Raw genomic sequence first — 20,819 nt, forward strand, 5'->3', positions numbered from 1 at the left:
TTCCGTTTTTGGGTTGCCGTTATGGGAGATGGCAGCTCGGATTGCTGGCCCTACGGTGGAGACCGGGGGCTCCGGCGTTAAGGAGGGGTGTAGCCGGACACCGTAGTTGGAGGAAAAAATCATGAGAAAACTCATCCTGGGCTCCGCGATGGCCCTTATGCTGTCGACTGCGGCCCATGCCCAGACCATCGGTGTCTCGATGGCGCTGTTCGACGACAACTTCCTGACCGTTCTGCGCAACGGCATGCAGGATTATGCCAAGACCATGAAGGGCGTGTCGCTACAGGTCGAAGACGCTCAGAACGACGTCGCCAAGCAGCAGAGCCAGATCCAGAACTTCATCGCCAGCCACGTTGACGCCATCATCGTCAACCCAGTTGATACGGACGCCACGGCTGCCATTTCGAAACTGGCCGCTGATGCGAAAATTCCGCTGATCTACGTCAACCGCGAACCGGCAAACGTCGACAGCCTGCCGGATAAACAGGCTTTCGTCGCTTCCAACGAGCAGGAATCCGGCACGCTGGAAGCCAAGGAAGTTTGCCGCCTGCTGAAGGGCAAGGGCAAGGCCGTCGTCATGATGGGCGAACTGTCGAACCAGGCAGCCCGCATGCGTACCAAGGACGTGCATGACGTTCTCGCCACCGACGAATGCAAGGGCATCCAGATCGTTCAGGAACAGACCGCCAACTGGCAGCGTACCCAGGGCTCCGACCTGATGACCAACTGGCTCTCCAGCGGTTTGGAATTCGATGCCGTCATTTCCAACAATGACGAAATGGCGATCGGTGCCATTCAGGCGCTGAAGGCAGCCGGAAAGTCGATGGATAAGGTAGTCATCGGCGGTGTCGACGCGACGCAGGACGCCTTGGCAGCCATGCAGGCCGGTGACCTCGATGTCACCGTTTTCCAGGACGCAGCCGGTCAGGGCAAGGGTGCGGTCGATGCCGCGCTGAAGCTTGCCAAGGGTGATAAGGTCGACAAGAAGGTCTATATTCCCTTCCAGCTCGTGACGCCCCAGAACGTCAAGGACTTCGTCAAGAAGAACTAACAGAGCGCTGTTAGCGACGGATGCGGGCGCAACAGCCCGCATCCCCAAATTCCGACAGCTCCCGGGAGGGAAAAGATGGTTGTGAGCCCATCCACCATGGCTGCGGTGCGCGCCAGCGGCGCGGTCCCCAATGCCGCCTATCTGCTGAGTGCCGAAGGCATTCGCAAGGAATTTCCGGGCGTGCTGGCCCTCGATGATGTTTCCTTCCGTCTGAAGCGCGGCACCGTGCATGCGCTGATGGGCGAAAACGGCGCCGGCAAGTCGACGCTGATGAAAATTTTGGCCGGCATTTATATACCGGATCAGGGCGAAGTGCGCCTGAAGGGCGTCGAGATCCGCCTGAAATCGCCGCTGGATGCGCTGGAGAACGGCATCGCGATGATCCATCAGGAACTCAACCTGATGCCATTCATGACGGTCGCCGAGAATATCTGGATCCGCCGCGAGCCGAAGAACCGCTTGGGCTTCGTGGATCATGCCGAGATGAACAGGAAGACTGAAGAGCTCTTTCGTCGGCTGAACATCACCATCGATCCTGAAATTCAGGTGCGCGATCTTTCGGTCGCCAACCGCCAGATGGTCGAAATCGCCAAGGCGGTATCCTACAATTCCGACGTACTGATCATGGACGAGCCGACTTCGGCGCTGACAGAACGCGAGGTGGCGCATCTCTTCGAGATCATCCGCGATCTGCGTGCCCAGGGCATCGGCATCGTCTACATTACCCACAAGATGAACGAGCTGTTCGAGATCGCCGATGAATTTTCGGTGTTCCGCGACGGAAAATACATCGGCACGCATTTGTCCACCGATGTCACCCGCGACGACATCATCCGCATGATGGTCGGCCGCGAGATCACCCAGATGTTCCCGAAAGAGGAAGTGCCGATCGGTGATACGGTCCTTTCCGTCAAGGGGCTCACTCTGAACGGCGTCTTCTCCGATGTTTCCTTCGATGTGAAGGCCGGTGAAATCCTGGGGGTCGCGGGTCTCGTCGGCTCCGGCCGGTCGAATGTCGCCGAGACGATCTTCGGCGTGACGCCGGCCTCGTCCGGGACGATCGAGCTTTTCGGCAAGAAGGTCGATATCTCCTCGCCGGCGATGGCCATCCGGCACGGCATGGCGTTCCTGACGGAAGACCGGAAGGATACCGGCTGTCTGCTGATCCTCAGCGTGCTCGAGAACATGCAGGTCGCCGTGCTGCACGACAAGTTCGTGCGGGCCGGTTTCGTGCAGGAGGGCGCGATCGAGGAGACCTGCGAAGACATGGCGCGCAAGCTGCGCGTCAAGACGCCGAATCTCGATGAGCGGGTCGAAAATCTATCCGGCGGCAATCAGCAGAAGGTGCTGATCGGCCGTTGGCTGCTCACCAATCCGCGTATTCTGATCCTGGATGAACCGACCCGCGGCATCGATGTCGGCGCCAAGGCGGAAATACACCGTCTGGTCACGGAAATGGCGCGCAATGGCGTCGCCATCATCATGATCTCATCGGAGATGCCGGAAGTGCTCGGTATGAGCGACCGCATCATGGTGATGCATGAGGGACGGGTGACCGGTTTTCTCGATCGCGCGGAAGCAACCCAAGTCAAGGTGATGGAGCTGGCGGCGCAATGATCGGCCCGGCCGTCGCAAAGGGAGGATTGAACCATGGTTAGCAAAGTTGCAGAGGCGACCGCACCGTCAGTGACGCGCCCCAGGCGCCGCCGCGTGCCGCCGGAACTCGGGATCTTCCTCGTGCTGATCGGCATTGCGCTCGTCTGCGAAATCCTCGGCTGGATTTTCGTCGGCCAGAGCTTCCTGCTCAATGTGCAGCGCCTGAAGATCATGATCCTGCAGGTTTCCGTCATCGGCATCATCTCGGTCGGGGTGACGCAGGTCATCATCACCGGCGGTATCGATCTGTCATCGGGCTCCGTCGTCGGGTTGACGGCCATGGTGGCGGCGAGCTTCGCACAGTCCTCGACCTGGGCGCGGGCGCTTTATCCATCTCTGACCGATTTGCCGTTTTTCATTCCGATCGGCGTCGGCCTGCTGATCGGTCTGGCCGCCGGTTACGTCAACGGCCAGCTCATCACGAAAACCAAGATTCCGCCATTCATCGCGACGCTCGGCATGATGGTTTCGGCCCGCGGCCTGTCGAAATTGTACACGAAGGGGCAGCCGGTCTCCGGCCTCACCGATCAGTTCAATTTCATCGGCACCGGCATCTGGCCCGTCGTCGTCTTCCTGCTCGTCGCGTTGGTGTTCCATATCGTGCTGCGCTACACGCGCTACGGCAAGTTCACCTATGCGATCGGCGCCAATGTGCAAGCGGCACGCGTCTCGGGTATCAATGTCGAGGCGCATCTGGTGAAGGTCTACGCGATTGCCGGTCTGCTCGCCGGTCTCGCCGGCATCATCACCGCCGCCCGCGTCCAGACTGCGCAGGCCGGCATGGGTGTGACATATGAATTGGATGCGATCGCCGCTGCCGTTATCGGCGGCACCTCGCTCACGGGCGGTGTTGGCCGTATCACCGGCACGATCATCGGTACCGTCATTCTCGGTGTGATGATCTCGGGCTTCACCTTCCTGAACGTCGATGCCTACTACCAGGAGATTGCCAAGGGCGTCATCATCGTTGCCGCTGTCGCAATCGACGTCTACCGCCAGAAGAAGCGGGCCAAACACTGAAACGGCCGCGTTTCATCTGATATCTCGAGGCGGGGGTTTTGCCCCCGCCTTTTTCGTTTGCGGCGTCATTCTATGCTAATGCAGATTTTTTTCATTTAGCTATGGCGAATCCTGCCATCTTTTCTATTCTGGCCGCTTCCCGCTGCTCCTTCGAGCACACTATCCAGGATAGACAATGCAATCCGTATTCGATGGCCATAACGACGTTCTCTTAAGACTCTGGAATCATGCCCGCGACGGAACCGATCCGGTCGCGGAATTCAGGGATGGGGCATCGACCGGCCACATCGATGCGCGTCGCGCCAAGGCTGGTGGGCTGGCCGGTGGCCTCTGCGCCATCTACATCCCCTCCGGAAATCTGGTCTTCGCCGATCCCGACCGCAACGGCCACTATGCCACGCCGCTCTCGCCGCCGCTGGAGCGTGCGCCGTCGCTCGATATCGCGCTCGAAATGGCAGCGATCGCCCTCAAGCTCGATCGCGCCGGTGTCTGGAAGCTTTGCCGCTCGACCGCGGAAATCCGCGATTGCATGGAAAAGGGCATCTTCGCTGCGGTGATGCATATGGAAGGCTGCGAGGCGATCGACGCGGATCTCGTCGCGCTTGAAACCTTCTACGCGGCCGGCCTGCGTTCGCTCGGTCCCGTCTGGAGCCGCAACAACGTCTTTGCCCATGGCGTACCCTTCGCCTATCCGAGTTCACCGGATACAGGGCCGGGCCTGACGGATGCAGGTTTTGCGCTAGTGCGCGAATGCAACCGCCTCGGCATCGTCATCGACCTCGCCCATATCACCGAAAAGGGCTTCTGGGATGTGGCGAAGACATCGGATCAGCCGCTGGTTGCCAGCCATTCCAATGCACATGCGCTGACCCCCGTCGCTCGCAATCTCACCGACAGGCAACTCGACGCTATCCGGGAGAGCCGCGGCATCGTCGGCCTGAACTATGCGACGGCCATGCTGCGTGAGGATGGCCGCTCGGATGCCAACACGCCGATCGAGGTGATGGTTCGCCATGTCGACCACCTCGTCAGCCGCGTTGGCATCGATTGCGTCGGCCTCGGATCGGACTTCGACGGGGCGACGATTCCGCATGAAATCAGCGATGCTGCAGGCAATCAAAAGCTGATTGCTGCGCTCAGGAACGTTGGCTATGGTGAAGCCGATCTTGTGAAGCTGTGCAGGGAGAACTGGCTTCGTATCCTGGCCTCTGCTTGGGGAGAGAGCAGCAGACCGCGTATGTGATTCGTAGTAACAAAAGCTAAAATAAGGGAACGAAAACAATGATGATGACCAAGATGAACCGCAGCTTCCGCATCCTTTCGGCCGGTGCGGCTCTCTCGCTTTTGACGATGGCCGTGCCGAGCGCCTTCGCCACGACGCCGAAGGACACGCTGGTCGAAGGCTTCGCCTTCGACGACATTCTCAGCATGGACCCGGCCGAAGCCTACGAACTCTCCGCTGCCGAAGTCACCGGCAACACCTACAGCCTGCTCGTTCGCCTAGATATCAACGACACCTCCAAGATCCAGGGCGATATTGCCGAGAGCTGGTCGGTTTCCGACGATCACCTGACCTATACGTTCAAGCTGAAGCCCGGCTTGAAGTTTGCTTCGGGCAATCCGATCACCGCCGATGACGTCGCCTGGTCTTTTGAGCGCGTCGTCAAGCTCGACAAGAGCCCGGCCTTCATCCTCACTCAGTTCGGCCTGACCGGCGCCAATGTCACGGAAAAGGCGAAAGCGACCGATCCGAGCACCTTCACCTTCACCGTCGACAAGCCCTACGCGCCGAGCTTCGTGCTGAACTGCCTGACGGCGACCGTTGCGGAAGTGGTCGACAAGAAGCTGGTGACGCAGCACGTCAAGCCGGTGACACCGTCGGCCGATTACAAGTATGACAACGACTTCGGCAATGGCTGGCTGAAGACCGGCTTTGCCGGCTCCGGTCCGTTCAAGCTGCGCGAATGGCGCGCCAACGAGGCCGTCGTTCTGGAGCGCAACGACAATTATTACGGCGAAAAGCCGAAGCTTGCGCGCGTCATCTACCGCTTCATGAAGGAAAGCTCCGCACAGCGCCTGGCGCTGGAGAATGGTGACATCGACGTTGCCCGCAACCTGTCGCCGACGGACCTCGCGGCCGTCGAGAAGAACGCTGAACTTACCTCCACCAATGCGCCGAAGGGCACGATCTACTACGTCAGCCTCAACCAGAAGAACCCGAACCTTGCCAAGCCGGAAGTGCAGCAGGCGTTCAAGTACCTGGTCGATTACGACGCCATCAGCAAGACGCTGATCAAGGGCATCGGCGAAATCCATCAGACCTTCGAGCCGAAGGGCATGCTTGGCTCTCTGGATGAAAATCCGTTCAAGCTCGATGTCGCCAAGGCCAAGGAACTGCTCGCCAAGGCCGGTCTGCCCAATGGCTTCTCCGTGACGATGGACGTGCGCAGCATCGAGCCGGATACGGGTGTCGCCACCTCGATCCAGCAGACGCTCGGCCAGGCCGGGATCAAGGTCGAGATCATTCCCGGCGACGGCAAGCAGAAGCTCACCAAGTATCGCGCCCGTAACCACGACATCTATTTCGGCAACTGGGGCAACGACTATTGGGACCCCCATTCCAACGCCGATACGTTCACGAACAATCCTGACAACTCCGACGCAGGCACCAACAAGACGCTCGCCTGGCGCAACGACTGGACGACGCCGGAGCTCGACAAGGAAACAAAGGCTGCCCTGTTCGAGGTCGACGCCACCAAGCGCGGCGCCATGTATCAAGATATCCAGAAGAAGTACCTGGATGCCAGCCCGTTCGTCTTCCTGTTCCAGCAGACGGAAGTCGCCGGCTATCGCAAGGATGTGAAGGACTTCAAGCTCGGCCCGAGCTTCGACACCAACTTCGTCTGGCCAGTGTCGAAGTAATGGTCCGATAGGACTAGTTCTTTGAGCACAGTCGAACGGAAAATGGAGGTGCGGCCCAAAAAGGGCCGTGCCGCGCCCATTGCGATGGGTGTTTTGCGCTTCCTCGTCGTGGCGGTCACGACCTATCTCGGCCTTCTCGCCGTCACGTTTTTCATCGGGCGCGTTATCCCGATCGATCCGGCGCTGGCGATTGCCGGCGACCATGCGCCTGCGCAGGTGCTGGAGCGGCTGCGCCGCCAAATGCATCTCGATCAGCCGCTCTATCTGCAGTTCTACTATTATCTGCTGAGTGCCCTGACCGGCGATTTCGGTACCTCCGTGCTGACGACCAATCCGGTGATGGACGATATCCGGCGTGTCTTTCCGGCGACGATGGAGCTTGCGACCGTCGGCACGATCATCGGCGCGGTTTTCGGCGTTCCCTTTGGTGTGCTAGCCGCCGTGCGCCGCAACAGCTTCGTCGACCAGATCGTCCGTGTCATCGGACTTGTCGGCTATTCGGTGCCGGTGTTCTGGCTGGCGATGGTGTCGCTCGTCATCTTCTACGCCAAGCTGGGTTGGGTGGCCTATCCTGGCCGCATCGACATCGCCTTCGAATATACGTTCACGCCGATCACTGGTTTCTATCTGCTCGACAGTGCCATGCAGGGGCAATGGGATGTGTTCTGGGATGCCTTCCGTCACATTATTCTGCCGGCCTCGCTGCTCGGCTATTTCTCGCTGGCCTATATCAGCCGGATGACACGCAGTTTCATGCTGAACGAGCTGGGTCAGGAATATATCGTCGCTGCCCGCGCCAAAGGGCTTTCGGAGACGCGGGTGATCTGGGGCCATGCGCTGCGCAGTGCCGTCGTGCCGCTGATCACGGTGATTGCGCTCTCCTATGCCGGATTGCTGGAAGGCTCTGTGCTGACCGAGATCGTCTTTTCCTGGCCGGGCATCGGTTTCTATATCACCAGTTCGCTGCAAAATGCCGACATGAACGCCGTGCTCGGCGGCACGGTCATCGTCGGTACGGTCTTCATCGGGATCAACCTGCTCTCCGACTTGCTCTACCGCACTCTCGATCCAAGGACGCGACGTAAATGACGGCTGGGACCACGCAACTTTCCTGGCGTGACTGGCTGCTGTCGGATCGGCCGCAGTCGCGCCGGCAGGCGAGCCTCGGGCGCGCCTATGTCACCTGGCGGCAATTTTCCGCCAATCGGCTGGCCGTTCTCGGATTGCTGATTATTGTCGCCCTCGTTCTCGTGGCGGCCCTTGCCGATGTCATCGCCCCCTATCCGCCAACGATCGGCGATCTGACCAACGCCTATCTGAAACCGCCCGGCACTGGTGGCTATCTTCTCGGCACCGACAATCTCGGGCGCGATATCCTGTCCCGTTTGATCTATGGGTCGCGATGGACCCTCTATATCGTTGTGCTCGTCGCGATCATTTCGGCGCCGTTGGGGCTGTTTATCGGTATGATAGCTGGCTATGCAGGTGGCTGGATCGATACCGTGCTGATGCGCATCACCGATATTTTCCTCGCCTTTCCGAAACTGGTGCTGGCGCTCGCTTTTGCAGGCGCGCTCGGCCCCGGCATCGAGAATGCCATCATCGCTATCGCCATCACCTCCTGGCCACCCTATGCGCGCCTGGCGCGGGCCGAGACGATGACAGTGCGGCGCTCCGATTACATCGCCGCCGTGCAGCTCATGGGCGCCTCGCCGATGCGTATCGTTTTTCGCCATATCATGCCGCTTTGCATTTCCTCGGTGATCGTGCGCGTGACACTCGATATGGCCGGTGTCATTCTGACCGCAGCGGGCCTCGGTTTCCTTGGCCTCGGCGCACAGCCGCCCCTGCCAGAATGGGGCGCGATGATCGCCACCGGGTTCAAATATTATCTCGATCAATGGTGGGTCGCGGCGATGCCAGGTATCGCCATCCTGATCGTCAGCCTGGGCTTCAACCTGCTCGGTGACGGCCTGCGCGATGCGCTCGATCCGAAGGAGAGCGGCCAATGACGGCATTGTTGACGGTCGAGAACCTCAGGGTTCGTTATCCTACCCGCACCGGCGTGATCGAGGCCGTGCGCGGCGTATCCTTCACGCTCGGCCGCGAGCGGCTCGGCATCGTCGGCGAGAGCGGTTCGGGCAAATCGCAGACCGGCCGCGCCATCATGGGGCTGACGCCGTCACATGGCATCGTCACGGCGGACAAGCTGAACTTCAGCGGCATAGACCTGCTGTCGGTCTCGGCCAGGGAGCGCCGGTCTCTGCGCGGCAAGCGCATCGCCATGGTGCTGCAGGACCCGAAATATTCGCTCGACCCGGTGATGACCATCGGCAAGCAGATCACCGAGACGCTGCGAACGCACGAGAAGGTCAGCAAGGCGGAAGCGCGCGACCGTGCGCTGGCCATGCTGGAAGCCGTGCAGATCCGCGATCCCAAACGCGTCTACGAGCTGCATCCGCATGAGGTGTCCGGCGGCATGGGACAGCGCGCGATGATCGCGATGATGCTGATCGCCGGGCCGGAACTGCTGATCGCCGACGAGCCGACCTCGGCGCTCGACGTCACCGTGCAGCTCGATGTGCTGAGGATCATGGACAGGCTGGTATCGGAACGTGGCATGGGGCTGATTTTCGTGTCGCACGATTTGAGGCTGGTATCTTCCTTCTGTGATCGGGTCATCGTCATGTATGCCGGCAAGATCGTCGAGGAACTGAAGGCTGCCGATCTCAACAATGCGCAGCATCCCTATACGCGCGGCCTGTTGAACTGCATGCCCGTGATCGGTGAGAACCGCCATCCGCTGCCGGTCCTCGACCGCAAGCCGGAGTGGGCGGCATGACGGCAGCGCTTGCAGTCGACGGCCTCAGCGTCGTCTATGACGGTTATTCTGCCCTCGATGCGGTCAGTATCGATGTGAACAAGGGCGAATCCTTCGGTCTTGTCGGCGAGTCCGGTTCCGGCAAGTCGACCTTGTTACGCGCCGTCGCCGGTCTTGCGCCCGTCAGCGGCGGCTCAATCCGCGTCGATGGCGAGGTGCTGAAGGGGGCGAAACGCGCCAAGGCGTTCTATCGCCAGGTCCAGATGGTGTTTCAGGACCCCTATGGTTCGCTGCACCCGCGTCAGACCATCGACCGGCTGCTGCTGGAGCCGCTGGCGATCCACGGTATCGGCGACAGCGAGACGCGCATCACCCGGGCGCTCGACGAAGTCGGCCTTGGGTCGGGCTTCCGTTTTCGCTATCCGCACCAATTGTCGGGCGGCCAGCGTCAGCGCGTGGCGATCGCCCGGGCCTTGATTGTCGAGCCGTCGATCCTGTTGCTCGACGAGCCGACCTCGGCGCTGGACGCTTCCGTGCAGGCGGAAGTGCTCAATCTGCTGGAGCAGGTGCGCAGGGATCGTCACCTGACTTTCGTCATGGTCAGCCACGATCTCGGCGTCGTCACGCATATGTGCGAACGTCTGGTGGTGATGCAGAATGGCGCCGTCGTCGAGCGTCTGAGCGCAAAAGAATTGGCGGCTGGCGATGTCAAGCAGGACTACACGCGCAACCTGATGATTGCGAGCAAGGGTTTTGTCCGCGCCTAACTAGCTGTATTCGTTGTGTCTTCAACACTCTTTTAGTTAAGCAGCGCTTAAAAGACGACCAATCGTATAGACTATTGACTCGTGCCGCAATTCTGTCATGATCCCATTAATGGCGGTTAACTTTCGTGATCCCTGTTACGGGTCATACACGAGTGGAGGCAGGCATGTTTTTCATGGGTGGCATGACCATGGGTTATCTTCATCCGCCACAGCCGGCGAAAGAGGAGGACGCGTTGGCCGTCACTCTGCCGGAAGAAAAGAGCCGCCGTCAGATCGGTCCGACCGAAGCTGCGGCTCCCGAACCCGAAGTAAGCGCCGTAGAGCGCACTTTGATCTGGGCTCGCCGTATTCTCTGCTGATTTCGGCTTTGCTGATCTTTCGAGCCCGACCGTCATCCAGTGGTTTATTTTTTCCTTCGTTGGCCTCTGGAAGAAAAACCATCTCTACCTAATTGATAGGGATTGTATGAATGTCGGGCGTGAACTCGCCCGCAAAACATCGAAAAAATAACGAACGGAGGCAACACATGGCGAATTTGGGTATGTCTAATACGCATGTGAATCAGTTCGACGGTTCTAAGCGCGTAGCAACGACGCGGAGCAAGATTCAGACTGCGATCCACGTTGCGCTGTTTTCAGCCGCGTTTGTCTTTATCGCTGCAATCGTCTGCGGCATCGTTATCTAAGCGCGCCGCAAGAATGATATGACCGGCATTGATCGGTCATATCTTGCGCCTGCCGTTGCGGCGCGCTGTAGGATGATGGTCATCCCCTCTCTGTTTCCTGACGGTTACCATTACATTCCTATTTGTTCCAAGTTGAAACCTTACCTTACGGCAACTCTTCTTTCCCACCGTTGTCAAAACTTTGCTGGGCAAAGAAAATTTCTTGCGCCCAATAGAATGCGCTTCATGAAAACAGTAAGCTCCGCCAAAACACAAAGTACAGTGGGGCGGAAGCATGACCAAGGTGGGGGCTGGGCGCAGCAGCAGGCGGAGTGGTGCTCTCGACGTGAAGGCGGTCCTGAACCAGGATTCGCATGCCGTACGCGACGCCAAGGAGAATAATCTCGAATTGGCGATCGGCCACGAGGTTCGTGCCTTTCGCAAGAAGCTCGGCATCACCGGCGCCGATCTTGCCTCGGCAACCGGCATATCGCTCGGCATGCTCTCAAAGATCGAAAACGGCAACACGTCGCCGTCTCTCACCACATTGCAGGCCCTGGCTCGGGCGCTCGGTGTGCCTGTCACATCGCTATTCCGGCGTTTCGAAGAAAAACGCAACGCCGTCTTCGTCAGGGCCGGCGAGGGTTTGGAGATGGAGCGGCGAGGGACGCGCGCCGGTCATCAGTACAATCTGCTCGGCCATATCGCCAACGGGTCTAGCGGATTGCAGGTCGAACCCTATCTCATCACGCTAACGGCCAATTCCGATGTTTTTCCGGCGTTTCAACATGAAGGGCTGGAATTGATCTATATGCTGGAAGGAGAGGTCGAATACCGTCACGCCGACAAGCTCTATGCGATGCGGCCCGGCGACAGCCTGTTCTTCGACGCCGATGCGCCGCATGGTCCGGAGGTGCTGACAAGTCTGCCGATCCGCTTTCTGTCGATCATTTCCTACCCGGAAAAAAACGGCTCTTGAGAGGAATTTGCGAATCTTTTGAGGGAGTTCAGTTTAAGTTCATCTTCCGCGGGATATGCAGGGCTCAACCTACCAAGCCCTGCCGATTTGCGGTCGCAAGAAATCAGCCTAAGGAGAATGCCTCATGACCTTGATCGATTGTCTTTGACACGAGCGGACTGCTGCCGGAATCATCCGGTTGCGTCTCAAGTTTCACGGAAGCCTGTTTCGAATGGTGGCGCAAAATTGCCATGATCTTGACGAAGAGGCCGTGAAAATCTTCGCCTGAATACGTTTGTTCTAAGCCGCCACTTCGAATTCATCCCCTTCGCACGCCGGGAAGCGAAGCAAAGGGTCCAAATGCATGAATAGTTGTGTGAGGCAGGACAAGAGACGTTAAAGGCGACAATGCCTGTCACTCTGTTTGGACCCAGAACACGAATCCATGACATCTCAAAATCTCTCCACTGTTCCGCCGCGCGATTCTGAAGCCAAGCAGATCGATCATAACGATTCGATCCGTGCCACCTACTTCTCCAACGATCAGATCCGGGAATGCGGTGCGATCTTCGCCCGCAACGGCGCTGCGACGAAGCTGCCGGGCTTTGCGTCCTTCGATTTCTTCGACCGGCACAAGGAGAACGAAAAAGAGATCCTGCGCGTCTATCGTTCGGCCAATGCCGACGTCGACGCCGGCGAATCGATCACACCTGCGGCCGAATGGCTGCTCGACAACCACTACATCATCGAGGAAGCGATCCAGGAAGTCCGCCGCGATTTCCCGAAGAAGTACTACGATCAACTGCAGAAGATCACCATAGACGGCATGGTGATGCCGCGCACGCTGGCGCTTGCCTGGCTCTATGTCGCCCACACGCACAGCACCGTATCCAACCAGGGCCTGCTGGCGCTCGTCGAAGGCTTCCAGTCGCACGAGATGCTGAAGATCGGTGAACTCTGGGCGGTTCCGTCGCTGGTGCGCTATGTTCTCGTCGACAATCTGCGTCGCATCTCCAGCCGCGTCGAGCAGAGCCGCCTGACGCGCAAGAAGGCCAACGCCGCGGTCGATGAGCTCATTCGCCTCAATGACGACGCCAAGGTCACCGAGTTCCTGAGGACGCTCGAGCCCTATACATCAGACAATACCTTCGCCACGCAGTTCCTCTATCGCCTGCGCGATGGCTCGCATACCTCTGGCCTTGCCGTCACCTGGCTGGAAAGGCGCCTGACGGAAGCCGGCACCGATGCCGAAACCGTCATGATGGCCGAGCATAACCGCCTGTCGTCCGGCAATGTGACGATGGGCAACATCATCAAAAGCCTGCGGCTGATCGACGACACCGACTGGTCGGGCTGGGTCGAGGAGGTCAGCGCGGTCGACAAGCTGCTCTGGGACGAGACCGATTACGCAAAGCTCGATCCCGGCTCACGCAACAGCTATCGCCGCGCCATCGAGAAGCTTGCCCGCCGCTCCGACAAGACGGAAATGGAGATCGCCCAGGTCGCCATGGCCATGACCGAAGCGGCCAAGGCCTCGGGCGAGCCGCAGCCGCATGAGCCGAATATCGGCGATTTCATTGTCGGCCAGCAGATCGAGAAGTTGGAAAAGGCGATCGGCTTCCGCCCGAAGCTGTCGCAGCGCTTCGTCCGCCAGTGGCGCAAGTTCAACTGGCTGGCGATCGCCGCCCCCGTTCTTCTGCTCACCGTCATCGCTCTCTGGATCGTTGGTTATTTCATGATCCAGGCCGGCATGGGCTGGGCTGAAACCATAATCCTGCTGCTGATGTTCTCGCTGCCGGCATCGGAAGGCGCCACCGGCCTGTTCAACTTCGTGGTCACCATGTACCTCACGCCGGCGCGTCTCGTCGGCTATGAGTTCAAGGAGGGCATTCCGGAAGAGGCCCGCACGCTGGTCGTCGTGCCGACATTGATCGCCAATCGCGACAGCGTCGACGAACTGGTGCGCAACATCGAAGTTCATTATCTCGCCAATCCGCTTGGCGAAGTCTATTACGCGCTGCTGAGCGACTGGCCGGACAGCAAGGAAGAAGAGAGCGAACGCGATCTGGAAATTCTGGATTACGCCCGTCGCGAAGTCGCCAATCTCTCGGCCCGCTATGCGGAAGACGGCAAGCAGCGCTTCTATTTGCTGCATCGCCGCCGCCTCTACAATCCGGCCGAAGGCGCCTGGATGGGCTGGGAGCGCAAACGCGGCAAGCTGCACGAACTGAACCTGTTGCTGCGCGGCGACCGCGACACGACCTTCCTGCCCGGCGCCAATACCGTGCCGAAGAACGTGCAATACGTCATGACGCTCGATTCCGATACGCGCCTGGTGCGCGACACGGTCACGAAGCTCGTCGGCAAGCTGCATCATCCGACCAACCGCCCGGTCTTCGATCCTGAAACCAAGCGTGTCGTGCGTGGCTACGGCGTGCTGCAGCCGCGCGTCACCCCGTCGCTGACGACCGGCAAGGACGCTTCGGTGTTCCAGCGCGTCTTCTCCGTCAACCGCGGTCTCGACCCCTATGTCTTTGCTGTCTCCGACGTCTATCAGGACCTGGTCGAGGAAGGTACGTTCACCGGCAAGGGCCTCTATCATGTCGACGCGTTCGAAGCTTCGCTGAAGGGCAAGATCGAGGAGAACGCGGTTCTCAGCCACGACTTGCTCGAAGGCTCGATGGCGCGCTGCGCCCTAGTTACTGACTGCGAACTCGTCGAGGATTTCCCGATCCGTTACGAAGTCGAAGTCTCGCGCCAGCATCGCTGGGCTCGCGGCGACTGGCAGTTGCTTCCCTATCTCTTCAATCCGAAGCGCGGTGTCACCGGCCTCGGCCGCTGGAAGATGATGGACAATCTGCGCCGCTCGCTGACGCCGATCGCCTGGTTCTTCGCCTCCGTGCTCGGCTGGTATTTCATGGGGCCGTTCGCCGCCCTGATCTGGCAGATCCTGCTGATCTTCTGCCTGTTCGTGGCACCGACGCTGTCGCTGATCAACGGCATCATTCCGCGCACCAGCGATATCGTCGCCCGCGCCCATCTCTATACGGTCTGGTCGGATATTCGTGCCGCCAATGCGCAAGTAGCGCTACGGATCGTCTTCATCGCCGACGGCGCCTGCATCATGGCTGACGCTATCGGCCGCTCGCTCTACCGTGCCTTCGTCAGCCGCAAGCTGATGCTGCAATGGCGCACGGCGGCCAGCGCCCAGGCGGCTGCCCAGACGACGATCCTCGGCCATTACCGCGTCATGTGGCACGCACCGGTGCTGGCGCTGCTGGCATTGGCTTTCGCGTCTCTTTCCGGCGACAACGCCTTCTTTGTCGGCATTCCCTTCGCGCTGCTGTGGATTCTGTCGCCGGCGATCGCCTGGTATGTCAGCCAGACGGCGGAAACCGAAGACAAGCTCGAAGTGCCGGAAAGCGTTTCGGCCGAGCTGCGCAAGATCGCGCGGCGCACCTGGCGTTATTTCGACACCTTCGTTGTCGAGCAGCAGAACCACCTGCCGCCGGACAATGTGCAGCAGACGCCGCATGCGGTGGTTGCTTCGCGTACCTCGCCGACCAATATCGGCGTCTACCTGCTCTCGGTGATTTCGGCCCGCAATTTCGGCTGGATTTCCTTCGAAGAAACCATCGATCGCATGGAAAAGACCATGGCGACCGTCGAGAAGCTCGAGAAATTCCGCGGGCATCTCTGCAACTGGTATCATACGGATACGCTGAAGCCGATGGGCGCGCGCTACGTCTCGGCGGTCGATAGCGGTAACTTTGCCGGCCATCTGATCGCCGTGTCTTCGGCCTGCCGCATCTGGGCGGAAGCACCTTCCGCGCATATGCAGGGCAACCTCGACGGTATCGGCGATGTCGCCGGCATTCTCGGCGAAATGCTTGCCGAACTGCCGGATGACCGCAAGACCGTTCGTCCGCTGCGCCATCGCCTGGAAGAGCGCATCATCGGCTTCCGCAACGCTCTGGCGGCCGTCAAGCGCGAGCACGAGTTCGCCTCGATCCGCATCATCAACCTGTCCGTCCTGGCGCATGATATCCAGAAACTCGCCGCCAACCTCGACCACGAGGTCAAGTCGCCGCAGAGCGGCGAGGTGCTCACCTGGTCGGAATCGCTGGTGAAGGTCTGCGAAGGCCATATCGCCGACAGCGTCTTCGATCTCGCCAATGTCGATGCGCTGCGTCAGCGCCTGGCCAAGCTGCGCGACCGCATGCGCGAGACCGCCTTCGGTATGGAATTCGGTTTCCTCTACCGCCCGGAACGGCGCCTGCTTTCCATCGGCTTCCGCGTCGAAACCAACGAACTCGATGCCGCCTGCTACGACTTGCTGGCGTCCGAAGCCCGTCTTACCAGCCTCTTCGCCATCGCCAAGGGCGACCTGCCGACGGAGCATTGGTATCGTCTCGGCCGCCAGGTCGTGCCGATCGGCTCGCGTGGCGCGCTGGTTTCCTGGTCCGGCTCGATGTTCGAATATCTGATGCCGCCGCTCGTCATGCAGGAGCGTCAGGGCGGTATCCTGAACCAGACCAACAATCTGATCGTTCAGGAGCAGATGAACTATGCCAAGCGCCTCGGCGCCGGCATTCCCTGGGGCATTTCGGAAGCGGCGTTCAACGCCCGCGACCACTATATGCACTACCAGTACACCAACTTCGGTGTGCCTTCGCTCGGCCTGAAGCGCGGCCTCGGCCAGAATGCCGTCATCGCGCCTTATGCCTCTATCCTCGCCAGCCAATACCGGCCGGAAGCGGCGCTCGAAAACCTGCAGAAGCTGCGCAAGGTCGGCGCCCTCGGCACCTATGGCTTCCACGACGCCGTCGACTTCACGCCGACCCGCGTTCCGGAAGGCAAGAAGTGCGCGGTGGTCTTCAACTATTATGCCCACCATCACGGCATGTCGATTGCGGCTATTGCCAACGTCGCCTTCAATGGTCGCCTGCGCGAGCTCTTCCACGCCGATCCGGTGATCGAAGCGGCCGAACTGCTGCTGCAGGAAAAGGCGCCGCGCGACATCCCGGTCATGGCCGCCAAGCACGAGAGCGACCAGCCGGCGAATATCCAGGAAGACATGCTGCGTCCGGAAATCCGCAAGATCGCCGATCCGGCCACGCAGGACCGCGAACTCGCCTTCCTCTCCAACGGTCATTATGCCGTCATGCTCACGGCGACTGGCGCCGGTTATTCGCGCTGGAACGGCTTGTCCGTCTCGCGTTGGCGGGCCGATCCGACGGAAGACCGTTGGGGCACCTTCATCTTCCTACGCGATACCGCGTCCGGCCAGTGGTGGTCGGCCACCTCCGAGCCGCGCAGCGTCGAAGGCGAGAAGGTCAAGGTCACCTTCAGCGATGAAAAGGCGGAATACAGCAAGACGGTGGGTGATCTCACCAGCGACGTCGAGTGCATCGTCGCAACCGAACACGATGCCGAAGGCCGCCGCGTGACGCTGCTCAACATGGGCGCGGAGGATCGCTTCATCGAGGTGACCTCCTATCTCGAGCCGGCTATCGCAAGCGATGACGTCGATTCCGGCCATCCGGTCTTTGCCCGCATGTTCGTGCGCACCGAAATCGGCAGCAGCGGCGATGTGATCCGCGCTGAGCGCAACAAGCGCGACTATAACGAGCCTGACATGTCTGTCGCCCACCTGGTCGTCGACAATGCCGGCACCGAGCGTCCGACTGAATTCGAGACGGACCGCCGCAAGTTCCTCGGCCGTGGCCGGACGCTGGCGGAAGCTGCTGCTTTCGATCCGGGTGCAGTCCTCTCCGGTACGGATGGCTTCACCATGGACGCCTGCCTTTCGCTGCGCCGCGTCGTGCGCGTGCCGGCGGGCAAGAAGGTCAGCGTGATCTTCTGGACGATCGCCGCACCGCATCGTGAGGATGTCGACAAGGCGGTCGATCGCTACCGCAATCCCGATACGTTCGGCATCGAGCTCACGCAGGCCTGGACGCGCACGCAGATGCAGATGCGCCATGTCGGCGTCACCTCGCAGCAGGCCGCAGCCTTCCAGAAGCTTGCGCGCTATCTCGTCTATCCGGATATGCATCTGCGCGCCGACGGCGCCACCGTTCAGGCTGGCCTGCATTCGCAGTCGGCGCTCTGGCCGGTGACGATCTCGGGTGATTTCCCGATCTTCACGCTGCGCATCAATGACGATATCGATCTCGAAATCGCCAGGGAAGCGCTGAGCGCGGCGGAATATATGCGTTCGCGCGGCATCAATGCCGATCTGGTGATCGTCAACGAGCGCGCCGTCGATCAGGCCCAGGACATGCAGCGCGAGCTGGACAAGCTCGTCGAGCATATTCGCCACAATCAGGGCGAAGGGCTGCGTCAGAATATCTTCTCGGTCCGCAAGGATCTGATCGAGCAGGAGACTTACCAGCAGATTCTTGCTGCCTCGCGCGTGATCTTCCATGCACGCAACGGCAAGCTCGTCGATCAAATCGCCCGTGCGGCGACGCTGTTCGGTTCCGCGCAATCCGATGGGCCGGCGCCGGTCAATCGTCTTGCCGTGCCGATGGTGCCGCAGAAATCGGTTTTCGCAGCCGACGAACTGGAAGCGCAGGACGATCTGGACTTCTGGAACGGTTATGGCGGCTTTGCCGACAATGGCCGCGAATATGTCGTCCGGCTCGCCGGCGGTCAGTCGACGCCGCAGCCGTGGATCAACGTCATCTCCAACGAGCGCTTCGGCTTCCATGTGCCGGCCGAAGGCGGTGGCTTCACCTGGAGCCATAACTCACGCGACTATCAGTTGACCCCGTGGACCAACGACATGGTCATCAACCGTCCGGGCGAGGCGCTTTACGTGACCGATCTCGACAGCAACACGGTCATGACTCCCTATGCGAGCCTGTCGCGCAATCCGAATGTGCGATATGAGGCCCGTCACGGGCTTGGCTATTCGGTGTTCTCGAGCAAGCAAAACGGCATTGCGCTGGAACTGACGCAAACGGTCGACCGCGAGCGTCCGGTCAAGCTCTTCCGCCTGCGCATCCGCAATACGGGCGACGGCGCCCGCCGGCTGCGGCTCTACAATTATGCGGAATGGGTCCTCGGCACCAATCCGAACAAGACGCGGCCGTTCATCCTATCGTCGCTGGATGAGGAAACGGGTGCGCTGTTTGCCAACAATGCCTACAGCATCGACTATTCCAAGCGTGTCGCTTTCATGGCGGCGAGCGAAGGACATTCGAGCTTCTCAGCCAGCCGCCGCGAATTCATCGGCCGCCATGGCACGGTGCAGATGCCGGAAGCGGTCGTTTCCGGCGCGGTCCTCTCCAACTCCACCGATCTCGACGGCGATCCCTGCGCGGCACTCGCCTTCGACCTGACTGTCGGAGCCGGCGAGCAGAAGGATATCTGCCTCTATATGGGCGATACCGCTTCGATCGAAGAGGCGCGTGCGTTGGTTGCCGATATCCGCAAGGCCGATTTCGAGGCCGTGCTTTCGGCCAGCCGCGGCTTCTGGGACGGCTTCACCGGCCGTCTGCAGATCTCGACGCCGGACAAGGCGATGGACAACCTGATCAATGCCTGGCTTCCCTACCAGAGCCTCGGTTGCCGCATCTTGTCACGTACGGCCTTCTATCAGTCGTCGGGTGCTTTCGGCTTCCGCGACCAGTTGCAGGATACGCTGGCATTCCTGATGCACGCACCGGAGCTTGCCCGCAACCAGATCCTGAATGCGGCGCAACGCCAATTCCGCGAAGGTGATGTGCAGCATTGGTGGCTGCCGGGCAGCGGCGCCGGCGTACGCACGAGTATCTCTGACGATGTCGTCTGGCTCGCCTATGCCATCGACCAGTATTGCACCGTGACCGGCGACAAGTCGCTCCTCGATGAAGAGCTTGCCTTCGTCGAAGGTGCGGCCCTCATGCCCGGCACGCATGACGTTTTCTACCAGCCGACCGTGTCGCAGGATAAGGTCAGCGTCTACGAGCATGCGGCTTTGGCGCTCGATCTCGCGATCAAGCGCAAGGGCGGCAACGGTCTGCCGCTGATCCTCGGCGGCGACTGGAACGACGGCATGAACCGCGTCGGCATCCAGGGTCGTGGTGAAAGCGTTTGGCTCGGCTGGTTCCTGGCTGGCACGCTCAACGCTTTTCTGCCCTACGCGGAAGCCCGCGGCGACAAGGAGCGCGTCGAGCGCTGGAAGAAGCATCTGCCGGAATTGCGCAAGGCGCTGGAAACGGCGGGCTGGGATGGCGGTCATTATCGTCGCGGCTACTTCGACGATGGCAGCCCGCTCGGCTCGGACGAGAATTTCGAATGCCAGATCGATTCGATCGCGCAGTCCTGGAATATTCTCTCCGGCCAAGGCGACCGCGAGCGCGGCGAGAAGGCGCTGAACGCCGTTCTCGAAAAGCTGGTCGATGATGACAACCGCATCATCCGGCTGTTCACGCCGCCTTTCGCCAAGTCGGCGCGAGATCCGGGTTACATCAAGGCCTACCCGCCGGGTGTCCGCGAAAACGGTGGCCAGTATACCCATGCCGCTACCTGGGTGGTCATGGCACTGGCGGAAATGAATCGCGGCGACGATGCCTGGCATTGCTTCGAACTGCTGAATCCGGTGAACCATGCACGAAATCGTGATCAGGCCGATACTTACCGTGTGGAGCCTTATGTCATTGCCGCCGACGTCTATGGCGAGGGGCAATTGACCGGCCGCGGCGGCTGGACATGGTACACGGGCTCGGCCGGATGGCTTTATCGCGTAGCAATTGAGGGGATTCTCGGTATCCGTGTCAAAAACGGCCATCTCTACGTCAAGCCGGCACTGCCGTCGAAGTGGGATGGTTTTGCGGCGGACCTCGATCTGCCGAGCGGAAAATACCGTATTTCCGTCTCAAAAGCGCCCGATGCTAAGGGATACTTGGTTACCGTGAATGACAGGGCGATCGCCCATCCCGAAGAGGGCTATCCGATCGGACAGTAGGGTT

General features: G+C 60.3%; 13 protein-coding genes. All 13 read left to right on the plus strand.

The features are described 5' to 3' along the window. The first annotated feature begins 121 nt into the window (after positions 1–121). The 13 genes from GGD50_RS11435 (at position 122) to GGD50_RS11495 (ending at position 20,815) form a co-directional block, all read left to right on the plus strand. On the plus strand, positions 122–1,051 hold the full coding sequence (locus GGD50_RS11435) for a sugar ABC transporter substrate-binding protein (protein ID WP_107109853.1): 930 nt from the start codon (positions 122–124) through the stop codon (positions 1,049–1,051). A gap of 75 nt (positions 1,052–1,126) precedes the next feature. After that, positions 1,127–2,668, plus strand: coding sequence for a sugar ABC transporter ATP-binding protein (locus tag GGD50_RS11440; protein WP_107109852.1), 1,542 nt, complete (start codon positions 1,127–1,129; stop codon positions 2,666–2,668). Positions 2,669–2,701: 33 nt separating this feature from the next. After that, complete coding sequence (locus tag GGD50_RS11445) at positions 2,702–3,727, plus strand: ABC transporter permease (protein WP_107109851.1); 1,026 nt, start codon at positions 2,702–2,704, stop codon at positions 3,725–3,727. Positions 3,728–3,902: 175 nt separating this feature from the next. Continuing rightward, the gene (locus GGD50_RS11450; RefSeq protein WP_107109850.1) at positions 3,903–4,970 is read left to right on the plus strand and encodes a dipeptidase; all 1,068 of its coding nucleotides are present in this window, start codon (positions 3,903–3,905) and stop codon (positions 4,968–4,970) included. Positions 4,971–5,008: 38 nt separating this feature from the next. After that, positions 5,009–6,649, plus strand: coding sequence for an ABC transporter substrate-binding protein (locus GGD50_RS11455; RefSeq protein ID WP_107109849.1), 1,641 nt, complete (start codon positions 5,009–5,011; stop codon positions 6,647–6,649). Between the two features lie 21 nt (positions 6,650–6,670). Further along, on the plus strand, positions 6,671–7,738 hold the full coding sequence (locus tag GGD50_RS11460; RefSeq protein ID WP_107109848.1) for an ABC transporter permease: 1,068 nt from the start codon (positions 6,671–6,673) through the stop codon (positions 7,736–7,738). After that, the gene (locus tag GGD50_RS11465) at positions 7,735–8,661 is read left to right on the plus strand and encodes an ABC transporter permease (RefSeq protein ID WP_107109847.1); all 927 of its coding nucleotides are present in this window, start codon (positions 7,735–7,737) and stop codon (positions 8,659–8,661) included. Before GGD50_RS11460 ends, GGD50_RS11465 begins: the two co-directional genes overlap by 4 nt. Further along, complete coding sequence (locus GGD50_RS11470) at positions 8,658–9,491, plus strand: ABC transporter ATP-binding protein (RefSeq protein ID WP_107109846.1); 834 nt, start codon at positions 8,658–8,660, stop codon at positions 9,489–9,491. Before GGD50_RS11465 ends, GGD50_RS11470 begins: the two co-directional genes overlap by 4 nt. Continuing rightward, a complete protein-coding gene (locus GGD50_RS11475; RefSeq protein WP_107109845.1) occupies positions 9,488–10,237 on the plus strand; it encodes an ABC transporter ATP-binding protein in 750 nt (249 codons plus the stop codon). Before GGD50_RS11470 ends, GGD50_RS11475 begins: the two co-directional genes overlap by 4 nt. A gap of 164 nt (positions 10,238–10,401) precedes the next feature. Continuing rightward, entirely contained in the window at positions 10,402–10,596 is a 195-nt protein-coding gene (locus tag GGD50_RS11480; protein WP_107109844.1) for a hypothetical protein, read from the plus strand. Positions 10,597–10,763: 167 nt separating this feature from the next. Continuing rightward, positions 10,764–10,922, plus strand: coding sequence for a hypothetical protein (locus GGD50_RS11485; protein WP_181316113.1), 159 nt, complete (start codon positions 10,764–10,766; stop codon positions 10,920–10,922). A 274-nt stretch (positions 10,923–11,196) separates the two neighbouring features. After that, positions 11,197–11,880, plus strand: coding sequence for a helix-turn-helix domain-containing protein (locus tag GGD50_RS11490; RefSeq protein WP_210318822.1), 684 nt, complete (start codon positions 11,197–11,199; stop codon positions 11,878–11,880). A gap of 424 nt (positions 11,881–12,304) precedes the next feature. Next, positions 12,305–20,815, plus strand: coding sequence for a glycoside hydrolase family 94 protein (locus GGD50_RS11495; protein ID WP_107109843.1), 8,511 nt, complete (start codon positions 12,305–12,307; stop codon positions 20,813–20,815). Positions 20,816–20,819: the final 4 nt, after the last annotated feature.

It is taken from the genome of Martinezella paranaensis (assembly GCF_014200235.1).
GTDB classification, from domain to species: domain Bacteria; phylum Pseudomonadota; class Alphaproteobacteria; order Rhizobiales; family Rhizobiaceae; genus Rhizobium; species Rhizobium paranaense.

What these genes read in the sequence shown, in the direction of transcription:
- GGD50_RS11435 (WP_107109853.1), top strand. Translation starts at nt 122, where the DNA reads ATGAGAAAACTCATCCTGGGCTCCGCGATGGCCCTTATGCTGTCGACT.
- GGD50_RS11440 (WP_107109852.1), top strand. Translation starts at nt 1,127, where the DNA reads ATGGTTGTGAGCCCATCCACCATGGCTGCGGTGCGCGCCAGCGGCGCG.
- GGD50_RS11445 (WP_107109851.1), top strand. Translation starts at nt 2,702, where the DNA reads ATGGTTAGCAAAGTTGCAGAGGCGACCGCACCGTCAGTGACGCGCCCC.
- GGD50_RS11450 (WP_107109850.1), top strand. Translation starts at nt 3,903, where the DNA reads ATGCAATCCGTATTCGATGGCCATAACGACGTTCTCTTAAGACTCTGG.
- GGD50_RS11455 (WP_107109849.1), top strand. Translation starts at nt 5,009, where the DNA reads ATGATGATGACCAAGATGAACCGCAGCTTCCGCATCCTTTCGGCCGGT.
- GGD50_RS11465 (WP_107109847.1), top strand. Translation starts at nt 7,735, where the DNA reads ATGACGGCTGGGACCACGCAACTTTCCTGGCGTGACTGGCTGCTGTCG.
- GGD50_RS11470 (WP_107109846.1), top strand. Translation starts at nt 8,658, where the DNA reads ATGACGGCATTGTTGACGGTCGAGAACCTCAGGGTTCGTTATCCTACC.
- GGD50_RS11475 (WP_107109845.1), top strand. Translation starts at nt 9,488, where the DNA reads ATGACGGCAGCGCTTGCAGTCGACGGCCTCAGCGTCGTCTATGACGGT.
- GGD50_RS11480 (WP_107109844.1), top strand. Translation starts at nt 10,402, where the DNA reads ATGTTTTTCATGGGTGGCATGACCATGGGTTATCTTCATCCGCCACAG.
- GGD50_RS11485 (WP_181316113.1), top strand. Translation starts at nt 10,764, where the DNA reads ATGGCGAATTTGGGTATGTCTAATACGCATGTGAATCAGTTCGACGGT.
- GGD50_RS11490 (WP_210318822.1), top strand. Translation starts at nt 11,197, where the DNA reads ATGACCAAGGTGGGGGCTGGGCGCAGCAGCAGGCGGAGTGGTGCTCTC.
- GGD50_RS11495 (WP_107109843.1), top strand. Translation starts at nt 12,305, where the DNA reads ATGACATCTCAAAATCTCTCCACTGTTCCGCCGCGCGATTCTGAAGCC.